This is a genomic window from Cobetia sp. 3AK (genome assembly GCF_029846335.1).
Lineage (GTDB): Bacteria > Pseudomonadota > Gammaproteobacteria > Pseudomonadales > Halomonadaceae > Cobetia > Cobetia marina.
Window position 1 is genome coordinate 287,112 of the sequence record NZ_JARWKR010000005.1, and the last position, 13,811, is coordinate 300,922.

Consider the following 13,811-nt stretch of genomic DNA (forward strand, 5'->3'; position numbering starts at 1 on the left):
ATTTCCGCTGGTGGAGACAGGGCCTTTTCCTCATCTGATGCCCGACGATTCGTGAAAGGAATACCGAAAACGTCTTTCTTGGATCAGCGGTCTCGGCGTGATCCTCGAGATCAGCCTTACCCCGGAGCGCCCATGAACAAGCTTTCCACTCTTCTTCCCGAGACCCCTCGTCTCCTGTTGTGCCTGGCACTTTTCAGTGCCGGCACAAGTCACCTCGTCATTGCGGCCGAGATGGACAATGCTCCCCTTGCCGTGGGAAAGCCGGCCTTGGCCGGCAGTGATCTCCCCGCCGCCGGGCTCATCAATGTGGATACGGCCTACAGCAGCGGCAGTTCCCGTTCGCGCACTCTGGTGCAGTGGACACACGCGCGATTGGCCTTCGGCAAGGACATCGAACGCATTGCCGTCGGCAAGCAGAGCATCATCGAGGTCGAGGTGATCGGCGGCCGTGAAGTCCTGATGCTGGGCAAGGAAGTCGGTCGTACCACGGTGATGGTGTGGTACGCCGATGGCAGCAACGAATCCTTTCTGTTCAGCGTGAGCCCGGATCTGAGTGTCCTGGGCAGTGCGCTGCGCGAGATTCACCCCTCCATCTCCATTCATTCCGCCCCGGACAGGCCTGTACTGGTGATGCGCGGCAAGGTGCCCACGGCAGACTATCGCCAGGCCGCCCAGCAGGCCGCGATGGATTACCTGCTCTCCGGTCAGCGTGGCGCCGCCCAGCCTGCCGCCGCCATGGGGCTGCAGGCAGGAGCACCGACGATGGGCATGAGCACCAGCATGGCAAGCCCGGTCATCAACCTCATCAAGGTGACCCAGAAGCCCAAGCCGATTGCCGACAAGCTCAAGGAGGCCATCGCGTCGCTGGGGGGAGAGGAGGTCAAGGTCAGGCGGCTGCAATTCGGTGAGATGCCCAATGATCTCTTCGATACCTTCCTGCTGGAAGGGGAGGTGCGTGATCAGGTGGCGTTGACGCGGATTCTGAACGTCGCGGCGCGCGTCGTCGGGGGCAGTCCGCTGGCCGGTGGTGATGCGGGGATCGATGTGCTGGCGGATGAGTCCGGGGCGCTGATGGGGGACAACGCTCGCGCCGGGGGCTACGGAGGCTCGATCACCTCCAGCAGTGGTGTCGGTGGTGGCGGCAGCCTGAGCAACAACATTCGCAACAATATCGCCCGCTCCAAGGTGCTTTCCATCGCGGGCGGGCGCCTCATCTCGATGATCGAGGTCCGTGACGTGCCGCAGGTGCGGGTGGCGATCCAGATGCATGAGGTCAATCGCTCGCGCATGAAGGCCTGGCGTCCGGACCTGAGCATCATGACCAACGGCTACAACGCCAGTGGTCCGCTGGCGCTGGGCGAGACCGGCGCCGCCGGTGCCTCGGGGCTCGAGAATGCCCTGCAGATTCTGGATGGCACCCTGATCAACAACCTGCAGATCGGCGGCAGTGACATCGCCTTTGACCTGCTGTTCAGCCTGATGGAGAACGAAGGCATCTCGCGCACGCTGTCACGCCCGACCTTGACGGTGCTGGCCGGCGAGAGCTCGGTCTTCCAGGTCGGTGGCGAGATTCCGGTTCCCTCCGCCTTCGCGCCCTCCGGCGTGGGCCAGGATGACACCCTGGGCGCCAACACCAACGGGGTGTTCAGCGGGACTGACTTCAAGTCGTTCGGGGTCCAGCTCAGCGTGCGTGCCCTGGTCGACGAGAATGATCGCATCACGCTGGATGTGCTGCCCACCATCTCGACGCCGGACACCCTGCTGACTCAGCAGATTGCCGACAGCACCGGCTCAGAACTCAACAGTACCGCCTTTAATGTGCGTAGCCTGCGCACCACCACACGCCTGCGCGACGGGCAGCCGCTGATTCTGGGCGGGCTGGTCTCGCGTGACATGAGTGGCCAGGAAGATCGCGTGCCCGGCGCCAGTGATGTCCCGCTGCTCGGCTGGATGACACGCTCCTTCAATCGTTCCGATGTCGACAAGGAGCTGGTCATCATCGTGACCCCCACCTTGATACGGGAGCCGATCAATGAAGTCGCCCAGTGGAGTTTCCCGGATGGTGCCAGCCGTCTTGCCGACATGCCGCTGAGTCGTCTGCCATCTTCGCGTTGAGGAGTCCGTCATGAACATTCGTGAATCCGTGTGTCGTCTTGGGGTACTGGGCGTGATGGTGGGGTGGTTGGCTGGCTGTGGCTCCATCGACAGCATGCGGGAATCCCGCCCGGATGCCGGAGATCGCCTCGAGTACCTCAACGAGCGCTATCAGCAGTTGATGGTGCAGGGCCGGACCTGTCTGGAGCTTGAGGATGTGGCGAGCCCGATGGTGGATTGTCAGCGCCTGCTGCGGGAAGCGGAGCGGCTGCACGTCGAGTACCCGCGCAATCCCGAAGTCCTGTACTTCAATGCCTTGCTGAGTCATGCGGCGGGGCGTGGAGACAAGGCCCAGTTCTTCCTCGATCAGATGAGCATCGGGCCCTCGCACCCGCCGGAGGCCTTCGTGCTGCGCAGTCAGTTGGCGCTGGAAGAGGGCAACACGACCCTGGCGCGCAACGTGCTTGAACGTGGCATGTTGCTGCACCCGAATTATGCCGGTCTCTATGAAGGGCTGGCGGCGGTGGGCTATGTCGAGGGGCGTTATGACGATGCCGAGCAGCAGTTGACGCTGGCCTCGCGTCTCGGGGCGCCTGCCTGGCGGGTGGAGTATCACCGCGGCTTGATCAATGAGGCGCAGGGGCATCTGGCGGACGCCTGCCGTCAGTTCGATGCCAGTCTGGCCCGCAGGCAGGACCATCAACCGGCACGTGCCCATCTGCTGCGCCTGGCCACGGCAGGGCATTGTCGGGGCGATGCCCTGAAGGCAGCGGCTGGTGGGATGAGGATCTCCTCATGAACGGCGCACTGTCACGCATGCGACGTGGCCGAGCGTCCTCACAGGATGCTGAACGCCTCGCGGTGAGCGAAGTGGAGGAGGTCTCAGTTGCTGAAACACGTGTCTTGATCGCGCCCGAGATCATGGATCGTCTCAAGCGCGTACTGGTCACGCGTCTGGCCGATGAGCAGGGACAGGCCGTGCGTTATCGTCGCCTTGCGACTCGCCAGGGTGACCTGGAGGGAGATCATCAGACTGCCATGGAAGGGGTGCAGCAGCGTCTGGCCTCCTCGCTCACCGTGCTCTGCGAGGAGTACCAGATCCAGCTCGATGGGCCCAGTCGCGAGCGACTGCTGGCCAGTCTGACCAATGATCTCTGTGGTTTCGGTCCGCTCACCGAGTTGATGAGTGATGAGAGCGTCAGTGACATCCTCGTCAATGGCGCTGATGAGATCTGGGTGGATCGCGGCGGGCGACTGGAGGCCACCTCACTCAGTTTCGACGACGAGGCGCATCTGCAGCGCTTCGTCGCGCGCCTGATCACGCCGCTCGGCAAGCACCTGGATGCCTCAAACCCCATCGTGGATGCACGTCTGGCCGATGGCAGTCGTCTGCATGCGGTCTGCGCACCCCTGACCCCCGATGGCATCCTCGTCTCGATTCGCCGGTTCCGCCGGCACCATCTCACCGGGGCGAGGCTCGTGGACAGCGGATTTTTGAGTCCGGGCCTGCTGGCGTTGCTGGAAGCGGCCGTGATCGCTCGGCTCAACATCGTCATCAGTGGCGGTGCCGGGGCCGGCAAGACCTCCTTGCTCAACCATCTGGCCGGTTACATCAATGCGCGCGAGCGGCTGGTGAGCGTGGAGGAGTGCGCCGAGCTGGATCTGCAGCATCCGCATGTCGTCAGGTTGGAAAGCTATCCCGTCGCCGGAGATACGCCGCGCCCACAGGGGCTGGGGGAGCTTCTGCGCGCGGCATTGAGGATGCGCGCGGACCGCATCATCGTCGGCGAGGCACGTGGTGGTGAAGTCTTCGAGATGCTGCAGGCCATGACGGTGGGGCATGACGGCAGCCTGACCACCCTGCATGCCAATGGCGCGCTGGATGTGCCGGTGCGCATGCTGGCACTGGCCTTGATGAGCAGTGCTCACCCGGACCGTCAGGTGATCGAGGAGATGGTGCGTCTGAGCGGGGCGCTGATCGTGCATCTCGAGCGCGATGCCGACGGCCACCGTCAGCTTGCCAGCCTGGCCTGGCTGGGTGAGGCGCGTCCTCGTGAGCTGTTGCAGCGTCGTGCAGGCATGCCGGCCGGTGAGGCATGTGATGAAGACGCCTATCAGGCCGACCCGGAGGTGCTGGATGCCTTCCTCGCGCATCTGGCATCGCGCGGGGCCTCCCTGGCAAGCGGTGTCAGGGATGGCTGGTGCCAGGGCCCGTCACCGCAGGGGAACTGACATGCTGATCCTGCTGCTGGTCTGCATCGCGCTGTCTGCCCTGTGGTTGATCATCAGCATGATCAGGGCGCAGCGTTTCATGGGCGCGGATACCACGCTCGGGCTGATGCACCGCCGAGAGATGCCGCGTCTCGAGCGCCTGCTGGCGTTGCTGGACATCAGCATGCGGCCGGTGCTGTTCGTGGCGGGCGTGTGGGGAAGCAGCGTGATGATCTTCGTGATCTTCCTCGGCTGGTTCCCCGGCAACCTGTTGCTTGCCTCACTGGCATTGATGACGAGCCTGTTGCTGGTCGGCTTCCTGCTGCATGAATTCGCCAGTCGGCGCATCTTCCGCTTCGAGGGGGATCTGATCCAGGCGCTGGACATGCTGGAAGCGAGCCTGAAGTTGGGAGACAACCTGCGCAACGGGCTGCGCCTGGCGGGGGCATCGTCCCTCAAGGCCTCACGCCGCGAACTGATGCAGCTTGTCTATCGGCTGGACATGGGACTGTCACTGAACGAGGCCTGCGAGCGGATGCTGCGCCTCTACCCCTGCGAGAGCGTCAGGCTGTTCACGGCGGCGATGATCAGCGCCGAGCGGCGTGGCATGAGCTTCGCAAGCCTGCTGCCCTCTCTGCTGCCCACGCTGCATGAGCGTTACCAGATGCGCCGTCAGCTGCGTACCGAACTGTCCGGTGCGCGCTACTCCCTGCTGGTGATCGCCTTGCTTCCCTACGCCATCGTGCCCTTCATTCTCTGGAAGGAGCCGGACTGGCTGAGATTGCTGCTGGAGCACCCGCTGGGCAGCGTGCTGTTGCTGGGCGCCGTGTGCTGCCAGATTCTGGGCTTTGCCTGGCTGCGTCACATGATGAGGAAGCAGCCATGAATGGCCTTGCCTCGCTGCCGTCATGGTCGCTCCCCGACGCCTACCTGCCGGACATCATCATCCTGTGTGTGCTGGGCGCGCTGCTGGCGCTGTATCTGGCCCTGCAGAGCACCTTCAAGGTTCGTCTGGAGCAGAGCGGCATCGCGCAGGTGCTGCAGGAGCTGTTGCGCAATCCCGATGACATCCGACAAGGCCGCTCACTCACGCCATGTCGGCGCATGCGTCAGGCCGGGCTGGAGTCGCGTCGCGTGATCTGGTGGTGGGTAATCCAGCTGATGTTGCCCGTTCTGCTCGGCTTGCTGGTTCTGCGCGTGACGGGTACGGGGCTTGGTGGCCTGGCGGGCCTGCTGATGGGAATCCTCCTGCCGCATCTGTGGCTGGGGCAGCGTCGGCGTGAACGCCAGACACGCATCGCCGCGGCGCTGGGCCATCTGCTGGCTGTCTCGCTGGCGTATCAGCGCCATGGCCTGTCGCTGGCCGCATCGTTGCGGGAGGCTGCTCGTCAGGCACTGCCGCCTGCCCATCCGCTGGCCTTCGAGCTCGAGCTGTTCAGTGCAGAACTGGAAGGCGGGTTGTCGCTCAAGGAAGCCGCCTCGCGAATTTCCAGGCGCACTGGCAGCCGCGAATTGCACCAGTTCGCCATGTTGCTGGTGGCGGGCAACCGGATGGGCAACCCCTTGCATGATGTGCTGGAAGCCTTTGCCGCCCAGCTGGCGCGCCAACAGAGCGAGCGCCAGCGCAAGGCGATGCAGCAACGCAGTGTCAAGGCGCTGTTTCCGATGTTGCTCGTCGGCGGCCCCTTGTTCTTCGTGCTGGTGATCTTTCCGGCCAGTCTGCGCGTTCAGGAGGTTCTGATCCTGATGAGAGAGCTGTGGTAATGCGGCGAGGCCGACAGCCTCGCCAGCACAATCATCTCGGGGGAAAGCACATGGCGGCAGATAAGAGGTCGGTCACTCACGCATGCCATTCGCCTGGCAGACAGGGCGGTTTCATCATTACCATCGAGCTGATCCTGATCACCTCGATCCTGATCATCGGCTCGCTGGTCGGGCTGGCGGCGATACGGGATGCCCTGTTCAAGCATTACATGACCCAGCAGTCACGCGAGCTGGTGGTCGAGGATGCCAACGGGCGTGCGCTGGGTGAGGTCTTCGATGTCGATGAGCATGACGCCCCCCGCATTCTGTATTTCGATCGCAGCCAGCCTCCCGTGGTCAGTCGCGCCTTGATCGGGATACGGGATGACCGCTTCTCCAGTCGTGAGCCACTCTATTACGCCACTGCCAACTGCAGTGGTGACCCTTGTCTCAAGTCCGCCAGTGATGAAGCGACCGACAGCCGTGATATCGCCGGTGACGTGAATGCCGGCAGTGTCAGCTATCTGCATGCGCTGCAGGGCGGATCTGTCTATGCCATCGGCCCTGGCGAACCTGCCGCCTTGCCGGGATTTCTCTATCGCGGAACACCCCAGCAATGTCCTTTCAGCGGCAGAGACGTGCAGTCGCGCTGGATATCGCAGAAGGTGATCGCGGGGACGCCTTGCGAGACGTTCACGCTGGAAGAGCAACAGAATCCGCCGGCGGATACCAGCTGTCTGTTGAGCACCGGGGTGCTCGACCTGTGCACGCCACCCCCCGGGACCGTCGCGCAGAATGACATTCTCACCAACTACCTCGGCCCGGTGGATGCGTTGGTGGATGCGACCCTGGGCACGGTGAATGCATTGCCCACCTGTAGTCTGCTGGGGGTCTGCGTTCCAGAAGTGGAGGTGGGAACCTTGTACTGTCCCGTGGGGACGCAGCTTCAGGAGGACGGTGACCTGGTGACCGCACTGGTACGTTCGCTGTTCGATCAATTGCGAGCTACCACTGACCTGGGACTGATCGAGCCCTTGCTGCAGGAGGTGACGAACCTGCTCCCCGGCACGCTTGAATGCTCCGCGGAAGGGGGGTTCCAGCTGGCGGAAAGCGTGCCCTCTGCGGAGAATTCCTCCGACAATGCGCTCGAAGGACTGGCAGCGCCCTTCCAGTTGCGGTCACCAGGCAGCGCAGGCAATGTCTGGTTCAGAACCTCGCCGGATGGAGAAGGGCGCTAGCGGCATCAGTCATCGGCGCGTCTTTCACTGAGCGCCTTTTATTTCGTGTCTTTCACTGCGCGTCTTTCACTGAGCGTTCTTGACACCTCGGCTGATCATCGGCGCGCAGCGCTCGGGGTTGATGCTGACCACGCGCAGGCGATGCCCATCAGGCAACACACAGTCCAGGACCTGCCAGGCACAGCCCGGGGCGCTGCTGCCGTGGCTTTCCATCAAGTGTGCACCGTGGGCCTGCAGCAGGTACCTGACATGGGGGAAGTCATCGCGATCCACCTCCAGGGTCAATTTGCGGCTGTCCGGTTGCTCTGCGCTCAACTGCAACAACAGGACGCTGGTCTGCCCATCGGGTGCGTGATGCAGCTCGAGCGTCGCGCTGGTCGCGTTGCGCAGCAATGTGGGCAGGGCGAGAGTCTCCTGGAAGAAGCGGCAGGCGGCTTCCAGATCGCGCACCTCCAGAATGGCTGGGTGCAGGGACAGGCGTTGAATCATGGGGGACCTCATGACAAGAGGGAGGGAATGAGCCTAGTGTCGTGGCAGTCCGTGGGCGGCGCACTTTGAATCTGATGATGGTCATGATGGCTTGTCGCTATCGCAGCGTGCACCGAGCGTGGCGTGGCAACTTGTCGCATTTGTCGCATCTCGCGACTGAACCGTTAGCATCCGTGCAACTGACAGAGTCAGGACCCATCGTCCAGGCGCACCGCATCGTGCGGTGACGCTCATTGCCATGCTTCCGGGGCTTTCATGTCGCTGCGCAAACTGGCCCTCATGGGGCTCAGTGCTCTCGCTATCATGTTGATCGTGCTGGTGATGGGGTTCAATGCCTCCCATCAACCGCGCGAGGCCTGGCCGACGACGCTGGAACTGTCTTCAACGCGCGGCACCTTGACTCCCGGCACGCTGGCCGGTGATGAATCCGGGCATCTGAGCCTGTTGATCCCCGGCTTCACCCATTGCCCGGATATCTGCCCGCTGTCTCTGGCGCGTCTGCAGATGGTCTGGCAGCGCCTGGACCTTCAGGATCAACACAGGTTGCACCCGCTGTTCCTGACCCTGGACCCCGCCCGCGACACCCTGCCTGTCCTCACTCGCTATCTTTCCGCCTTCCACCTGCCGGTGACAGGCCTTCGCACGGCCCCGGACGATGAGCAGAGTCTCAAGACCCTGACGCAGCGATTGGGCCTCCAGTTTCATGTGCGTGAGCACGGTCCAGCCGTTCATCCTGCTGACGACTACATGATCGACCACAGCGTGGCGATTCTCGTCCTCGATGATCAGGGCCGTCTGCGCGATACCTTGCCGCTCAGTCAGACGCCGGCCCAGCTGGCCGATCGCATCGAACAGCTGCTCGACTCGGTGCACGACTCGATAGATCAGGGCGCGGGGCATGATATGCCTGCGGAGTCGGCCTCATGATGTCGGCTCCATGCTCGCGCCAGACTCGAGATGAGTCCGTCTCCTTCCACCGTGCACTGTCACGCCTGACGGCGGCCAATGGCCACGCGGTCTTCGTGATGTTGCTGGCGCTGGCCGCGATGCTGGTGATGCCACTGGCAGCGCCGCGTGTGGTGATGGTGAATGATCACGCTGTCTTCGAGAGTCCCGGTGCCGGGCATTGGGTCAGCGGGGATAGCGACTGGATCACTCGCGCGGCACGCGAGAGTGGCTCCCAGGCGCAGATCACCCACAGTTCTGCCGCCTCGGATTGCCCATTGGCCAGCATGGCCGCCTTCACGCTGGCATTGATCGCTGCCGTGCTGGTACTCATGCTGGCAGTCCTCGGGCGAGACGCCACGCCTCGCCCATTGCCGGTCTCCCGACGGGAGATCGATGTCCATCTACGTCCTCCCGGGCGGGCACCTCCTTTCCCATCAGTGTTTGCGTGAACGCTTCCGGGGCCGTCGTGACGGCTCCAGACCATGTTCGGTGACCCCGCGTTGACCGACGGACCCTGGATCCGTCGCACGTGGGGCGCCTGCTGATGGGTAATTTGTGCAATGAAGACCGCAACAGACACTGGAACCGCCAGCCGCGCCGGGCGGGGGTTCAGCGATATCTACCGGGCAGTATGGCGCTGGCACTTCTATGCCGGCCTGTTGGTGCTGCCGTTTCTGGTACTGCTTTCCGTGACGGGAGGCCTGTACCTGTTCCGCGATGGCATCGATCAATTCGTCCATTCCGACCTGATGAAGGTCAACACGCCCGTCACGCAGAGTGCTCAGAATCCGGCAGTGACAAGCCTGCCGTTGAGCGAGCAGGTGGATCAGGCGCTCGCGAGTCTTCCGGGCACGCCGGTGCGCGTCGTGCCATCTCCCGCCCGTGACCTGACCACGGAAGTCGATATCGTGGCAGCCGATGGCAGTGGCAAGCAGGCCGTCTACGTCAATCCTTACAGCGGCGAAGTCCAGGGGCAGATGGCCTACCGCGACAGCATCATGTGGACGGTACGTCGTCTGCATAGCCTCGCGATCACGGGGCCGATCGGTAACGCGGCGCTGGAGATCGCTGCCGGGTGGTCGATCCTGCTCGTGTTCAGCGGGCTATATCTGTGGTGGCCGCGGGGGCAGAAAGGGGGGGTGGTCACGCTGCGGACCACGCCGGCGCGCCGGCTGTGGTGGCGGGACCTGCACGCCGTGTGTGGCATCATCGCGGCCGGCTTCATCGTGTTTCTCGCCGTGACCGGCATGCCGTGGTCGATGGTCTGGGGGGCCAAGGTCAACGAGTTGGCCAATGGGCATAACTATGGGTACCCCGATGGCGTGCGCGTGAACACGCCGATGTCGGATGCCCGCCTGGTGGATCAGGAATTGACCAGCTGGTCGCTTGAACAAGCCGTTATCCCGTTATCTTCCTTGCCGGGTGACGCCGCTGATCCCATTGTCGACGAGGGTGAGCACGCCGGTCACGGCGGCTCTGGCGCAAGTTCCGCGCCGGTGAAAGCGGCTGTGCCACTGAGCGCTGCCGCGATTGCCCACGCCGATATCGGTCTCGACGAGGCAGAACGCATCTTCGCTCGCGAGGGCCTGGCGCCGGGCTATGCCATCAATTTGCCGAGCACCGCTCAGGGCGTCTATACCGGCTCCGTGTATCCGGATGCGCTGGAGCGCCAGCAGGTCGTGCATGTGGATCGTTACTCCGGCGATGTGCTGCTCGACATGCATTACGCCGACTACGGGCCGCTGGGACGGGCGCTGGAGTGGGGCATCAATGTGCATCTGGGGCAGCAGTACGGCCTGATCAATCAGCTGATTCTGCTGATGGCGTGTCTCGCGATGGTGATGATGAGCGTCGGGGCAGGCGTGATGTGGTGGAAGCGTCGTCCGGTGGGCGGTATCGGTATCCCGCCGCTGCCCAGGGAGCGCAAGCGTATCGCCGGTGTCTGGGGCTTGATGATGATCATCGGGGTGATCTTCCCGCTGGTCGGCCTCTCGCTGATCGTGATGGGCCTGCTCGATTGGCTGTGGATTCGTGTCAGTGCCTCTCGTCACCACGATGCGGCGGAGGCCAGCGCATGAAGCCGTCATCCGTCTTCCCATCACTTCCGTCAACTGTCTTTTCATCACTTCCGTCTTCTCCGCTCGCGCAGGTAATGAGCGGTCTGCCCAGTCGTCGGCGTCTGCCAGTGACGGTCGCGGCGGTATTGGCGAGCAGTGCCTCATTTGGCGTCCACGCCGAGAAGAGCTCCGTCTCGCAACTGCCTCTGGTGCATGTCGAGGCCGAGGCACCCATGGCCAGCCCCATCGTCGAGTCAAGCCAGGGGCATGCCAAGGGCAATCTGGATATCGGTGAGCAGTTGCGTGAGGTCAACGGCGTCAGTGGCTCTCGTCTGGGCAGTCATGGTGTCTCGGCCATCTTTCGGGCGCAGGGCGGTGAACGCCTGATTCAGGAGGTCGATGGGGCGCCGCTCTATCCGGCCTGCCCCGGCGGCATGGACACCACGCTGGGCTATGCGACCACCGGCAGTCAGTCGGATCTCACCCTCTACAAGGGCGCGCAGAGCGTCAGTCGTGGTCCCAGCTTTGCCGCAGGCACCGTCGAGGTGACGCGTCACACGCCATCACGCACCGACGATGACGGCGTGCATGGCACCTTGGGGGCCGGCTGGCGCAGCAATGATGATGCCACCAGCGAGACGCTGTCGCTGACCGCCAAGCAGGGCGATGTCTGGGCTGCGCTGGACGTCGAGCATTCCGAGCGCAACAACTACGAGGATGGCAATGGCGATACCCAGTCTGGTGCCTATCGCAGCGACAACGGCAGTATTCGTGTCGGGGCCTTCGCCACCGAGGATGTCGCCATCGAAGCGGGGGGCGCCGTGGTGCGCATCGATGATGCCTTGTATCCCACCATGGATGCGCCCCGCAGCGACATGGACCGCCAGTACCTCAAGCTGACCATCGACAACGTCGGGCCTTTCTCGCATACCGAATCGCAGATCAACCATGCTCGCGTCGTGCACGACATGGACAACGTCACCCTGCGTGACGTTGACGATTCCAGATCGAGCATGGACATGAGTTCCAGCATGGACATGAGCTCGGGCATGGACATGGATATGAGCGACATGGCCATGTTCTCCAGCGCGACCACCGAGACCTGGTATGCCAGCACCCAGGGCGATATCCCGCTGACCGTCGCCGGGCGTGACGCGACACTGACATTGGGCGCTGACGCCGAGCGTCTGGAAAGCAATGCCGACTCCCGGATGGGCATGTCGCTGGACAGCCTCTCGGACAGTCAGACCTGGCCGGATGTCGTGCGCACGCGCGGTGGCGTATTTGCCGAGCTGGATACCACGCTGGATCAGGACAATCGTCTGGTGACTGGCGCGCGCTATGACGTCTCCCTAAGCGATGCGCGAGATGCCGATGAGGTGGTGGGCAGCAATGCCTCGGCCATCTCCGCCTGGCGGGATCAGTACGGAGAGGATGTCGAGGCCAGTCAGCGGGATGGGGAATTCAGTGCGCTGGCGCGCCTGGAGCATCGCGTCAATGATGAGGTGAAAGGCTACGCGGCGCTCAGTCGCAGCGTGCGCTTCCCTACCGCCACCGAGCGTTATTACAACCGCCAGTCCGAGACTGACGGTTGGCTGGGCAATCCCGAGCTTGAGCCCGAGATCCATCAGCAGCTCGAACTGGGGGTGGCGGTCAGGCAGGGCGCCTGGCGTTATTCGGCGGACACCTACTACAACCGGGTGCATGACTGGATCGAGCTGACCGAAGGGGACTCGCTGACCACCTATGACAACGTCGAAGCCGAGATCTATGGTCTCGAGCTCGAGGCCAGCTGGCAGCAGCATGGCTGGCGGCATTCGGCAGGCGTCGCCGCCACCCACGGCACCAACCTGAGCGATGGCACGCCGTTGTCCCAGGTGGCACCGTTCAATGGCTATCTGGCGACACGCTATGACGCCGATGCCTGGTGGGCCGGTGCACGTCTCGATACGGCAGCACGCCAATCACGCATCTCCGACAGCGAACAGAAGACGGCAGGTTTCGGCATCGTCGGGCTGGAAGGGGGCTATCGTGTCACTGACGCCATCGAGCTGAGCGCCGGTATCGCCAATCTGTTCGACAAGGCCTACGCCTACCACGTCAATCGCTTCTACGATGATCCGTTGCAGGGCGACGTGCGCGTCAATGAGCCCGGGCGGATCTTCTGGACGCATGCCCGCTGGAGTTTCTGAGGTCCGCGTCACTGCAACAGTGAGCGCTGGACGCTGGTCGTTATCCGCAAGAGTGCGAGAAGCCCGCCATCGGTCGTCAAACATGACCGATGGCGGGCTTCTTGTTCAAGGCAAGTTACAGCTTGATGGCTCTCAGCGCTGGTGGGTTCTCCTCTGAGCCTTCAGGCGCGGCCGATATGCTCGCGCAGATGCTCACGATAGGCCCGCGTGTAGGCCTCCAGATCGGGATTCTTGATCACATCAGTGGCCAGATAGGTCGGAAGTGCCGACATGCCCAGGAATTCCATCGCCTTGTGCACGGGATAGTAGACGGCGTCGATGCCTTTGCCTTCGAAGAAGTTGCCCGCTTCATCAAAGGCTTCGAGGGGCGCATTCCAGGTCAGTGACAGCATGTAGCTGCGGCCCTGCATCAAGCCACCCGTGCCGTAGCCCTGGGTCGGGTTGGTGCGGTGACGGCCATCGCTGGCATACAAGGCACCATGGCCTTCTGTCAGGACATCATCGAGATACTGCTTCACGGTCCACGGCAGGCCCATCCACCAACCCGGGGTCTGATAGATGATCAGGTCCGCCCACAGCTGTTTCTCCACCTCCGCCTTGGCGTCAAAGCCTTCCACGATGACGGTTTCGCGCACCTCATGGCCCAGCTCGGCCAGCTCACCGCGTGCCAGCTCATGCAGGGTCGCATTGAGCTCGCCATTGGAATGGGCAAAGGCCTTGCCACCGTTGATCAATAGAATCTTCATGCCAGGTACTCCAGAACTGTTGGCTTTTCAGCAATGGAGCGCAGCATGAGCGTTCGCAAGTCATTGATAAAGCGGCGCTGGCGTAAAACACCT

The 13,811-nt window shown here is 63.1% G+C and carries 12 protein-coding genes; 10 read left to right on the plus strand and 2 right to left on the minus strand.

Going from position 1 to position 13,811, the window contains the following annotated elements:
• Positions 1–132 precede the first annotated feature (132 nt).
• From QD228_RS09435 to QD228_RS09460, 6 genes are read left to right on the plus strand one after another with little or no spacing between them, the layout of a single operon-like run.
• A complete protein-coding gene (locus QD228_RS09435; RefSeq protein WP_279875338.1) occupies positions 133–2,115 on the plus strand; it encodes a pilus assembly protein N-terminal domain-containing protein in 1,983 nt (660 codons plus the stop codon).
• 10 nt (positions 2,116–2,125) lie between these two features.
• Positions 2,126–2,893: a hypothetical protein gene (locus QD228_RS09440; RefSeq protein WP_077371270.1), complete on the plus strand. Its 768-nt coding sequence runs from the start codon at positions 2,126–2,128 to the stop codon at positions 2,891–2,893.
• The gene (locus QD228_RS09445) at positions 2,890–4,326 is read left to right on the plus strand and encodes an ATPase, T2SS/T4P/T4SS family (RefSeq protein ID WP_279875340.1); all 1,437 of its coding nucleotides are present in this window, start codon (positions 2,890–2,892) and stop codon (positions 4,324–4,326) included. The genes QD228_RS09440 and QD228_RS09445 overlap by 4 nt, the downstream gene beginning before the upstream one ends.
• A gap of 1 nt (position 4,327) precedes the next feature.
• Positions 4,328–5,191 (plus strand): type II secretion system F family protein, encoded by an 864-nt coding sequence (locus QD228_RS09450; RefSeq protein WP_167592994.1) that lies wholly within the window; start codon positions 4,328–4,330, stop codon positions 5,189–5,191.
• On the plus strand, positions 5,188–6,069 hold the full coding sequence (locus QD228_RS09455; protein ID WP_279875341.1) for a type II secretion system F family protein: 882 nt from the start codon (positions 5,188–5,190) through the stop codon (positions 6,067–6,069). The genes QD228_RS09450 and QD228_RS09455 overlap by 4 nt, the downstream gene beginning before the upstream one ends.
• Positions 6,070–6,119: 50 nt before the next feature.
• Positions 6,120–7,286 (plus strand): hypothetical protein, encoded by a 1,167-nt coding sequence (locus QD228_RS09460; RefSeq protein ID WP_279875342.1) that lies wholly within the window; start codon positions 6,120–6,122, stop codon positions 7,284–7,286.
• Positions 7,287–7,352: 66 nt separating this feature from the next.
• Here the strand turns inward: QD228_RS09460 and QD228_RS09465 are convergent, their stop codons facing one another.
• On the minus strand, positions 7,353–7,775 hold the full coding sequence (locus QD228_RS09465; protein WP_136939296.1) for a VOC family protein: 423 nt from the start codon (positions 7,773–7,775) through the stop codon (positions 7,353–7,355).
• A 255-nt stretch (positions 7,776–8,030) separates the two neighbouring features.
• Between QD228_RS09465 and QD228_RS09470 the strand changes: the two genes are divergently transcribed.
• From QD228_RS09470 to QD228_RS09485, 4 genes are all read left to right on the plus strand, one after another.
• The gene (locus QD228_RS09470) at positions 8,031–8,702 is read left to right on the plus strand and encodes an SCO family protein (RefSeq protein WP_279875343.1); all 672 of its coding nucleotides are present in this window, start codon (positions 8,031–8,033) and stop codon (positions 8,700–8,702) included.
• Positions 8,699–9,172: a hypothetical protein gene (locus QD228_RS09475; protein WP_279875344.1), complete on the plus strand. Its 474-nt coding sequence runs from the start codon at positions 8,699–8,701 to the stop codon at positions 9,170–9,172. Before QD228_RS09470 ends, QD228_RS09475 begins: the two co-directional genes overlap by 4 nt.
• Positions 9,173–9,283: 111 nt before the next feature.
• Positions 9,284–10,801: a PepSY domain-containing protein gene (locus tag QD228_RS09480; RefSeq protein ID WP_176494089.1), complete on the plus strand. Its 1,518-nt coding sequence runs from the start codon at positions 9,284–9,286 to the stop codon at positions 10,799–10,801.
• 74 nt (positions 10,802–10,875) lie between these two features.
• Positions 10,876–12,972: a TonB-dependent receptor gene (locus QD228_RS09485; protein ID WP_279875346.1), complete on the plus strand. Its 2,097-nt coding sequence runs from the start codon at positions 10,876–10,878 to the stop codon at positions 12,970–12,972.
• 161 nt (positions 12,973–13,133) lie between these two features.
• Here the strand turns inward: QD228_RS09485 and QD228_RS09490 are convergent, their stop codons facing one another.
• A complete protein-coding gene (locus QD228_RS09490; protein ID WP_176503883.1) occupies positions 13,134–13,718 on the minus strand; it encodes an NAD(P)H-dependent oxidoreductase in 585 nt (194 codons plus the stop codon).
• Positions 13,719–13,811 lie beyond the last annotated feature (93 nt).

Excerpts from the sequence above, each read along its gene's own strand:
- QD228_RS09475 (WP_279875344.1), top strand. The coding sequence starts at position 8,699 with ATGATGTCGGCTCCATGCTCGCGCCAGACTCGAGATGAGTCCGTCTCC.
- QD228_RS09445 (WP_279875340.1), top strand. The coding sequence starts at position 2,890 with ATGAACGGCGCACTGTCACGCATGCGACGTGGCCGAGCGTCCTCACAG.
- QD228_RS09450 (WP_167592994.1), top strand. The coding sequence starts at position 4,328 with ATGCTGATCCTGCTGCTGGTCTGCATCGCGCTGTCTGCCCTGTGGTTG.
- QD228_RS09470 (WP_279875343.1), top strand. The coding sequence starts at position 8,031 with ATGTCGCTGCGCAAACTGGCCCTCATGGGGCTCAGTGCTCTCGCTATC.
- QD228_RS09485 (WP_279875346.1), top strand. The coding sequence starts at position 10,876 with ATGAGCGGTCTGCCCAGTCGTCGGCGTCTGCCAGTGACGGTCGCGGCG.
- QD228_RS09460 (WP_279875342.1), top strand. The coding sequence starts at position 6,120 with ATGGCGGCAGATAAGAGGTCGGTCACTCACGCATGCCATTCGCCTGGC.
- QD228_RS09480 (WP_176494089.1), top strand. The coding sequence starts at position 9,284 with ATGAAGACCGCAACAGACACTGGAACCGCCAGCCGCGCCGGGCGGGGG.
- QD228_RS09490 (WP_176503883.1), bottom strand. The coding sequence starts at position 13,718 with ATGAAGATTCTATTGATCAACGGTGGCAAGGCCTTTGCCCATTCCAAT.
- QD228_RS09440 (WP_077371270.1), top strand. The coding sequence starts at position 2,126 with ATGAACATTCGTGAATCCGTGTGTCGTCTTGGGGTACTGGGCGTGATG.
- QD228_RS09455 (WP_279875341.1), top strand. The coding sequence starts at position 5,188 with ATGAATGGCCTTGCCTCGCTGCCGTCATGGTCGCTCCCCGACGCCTAC.
- QD228_RS09465 (WP_136939296.1), bottom strand. The coding sequence starts at position 7,775 with ATGATTCAACGCCTGTCCCTGCACCCAGCCATTCTGGAGGTGCGCGAT.
- QD228_RS09435 (WP_279875338.1), top strand. The coding sequence starts at position 133 with ATGAACAAGCTTTCCACTCTTCTTCCCGAGACCCCTCGTCTCCTGTTG.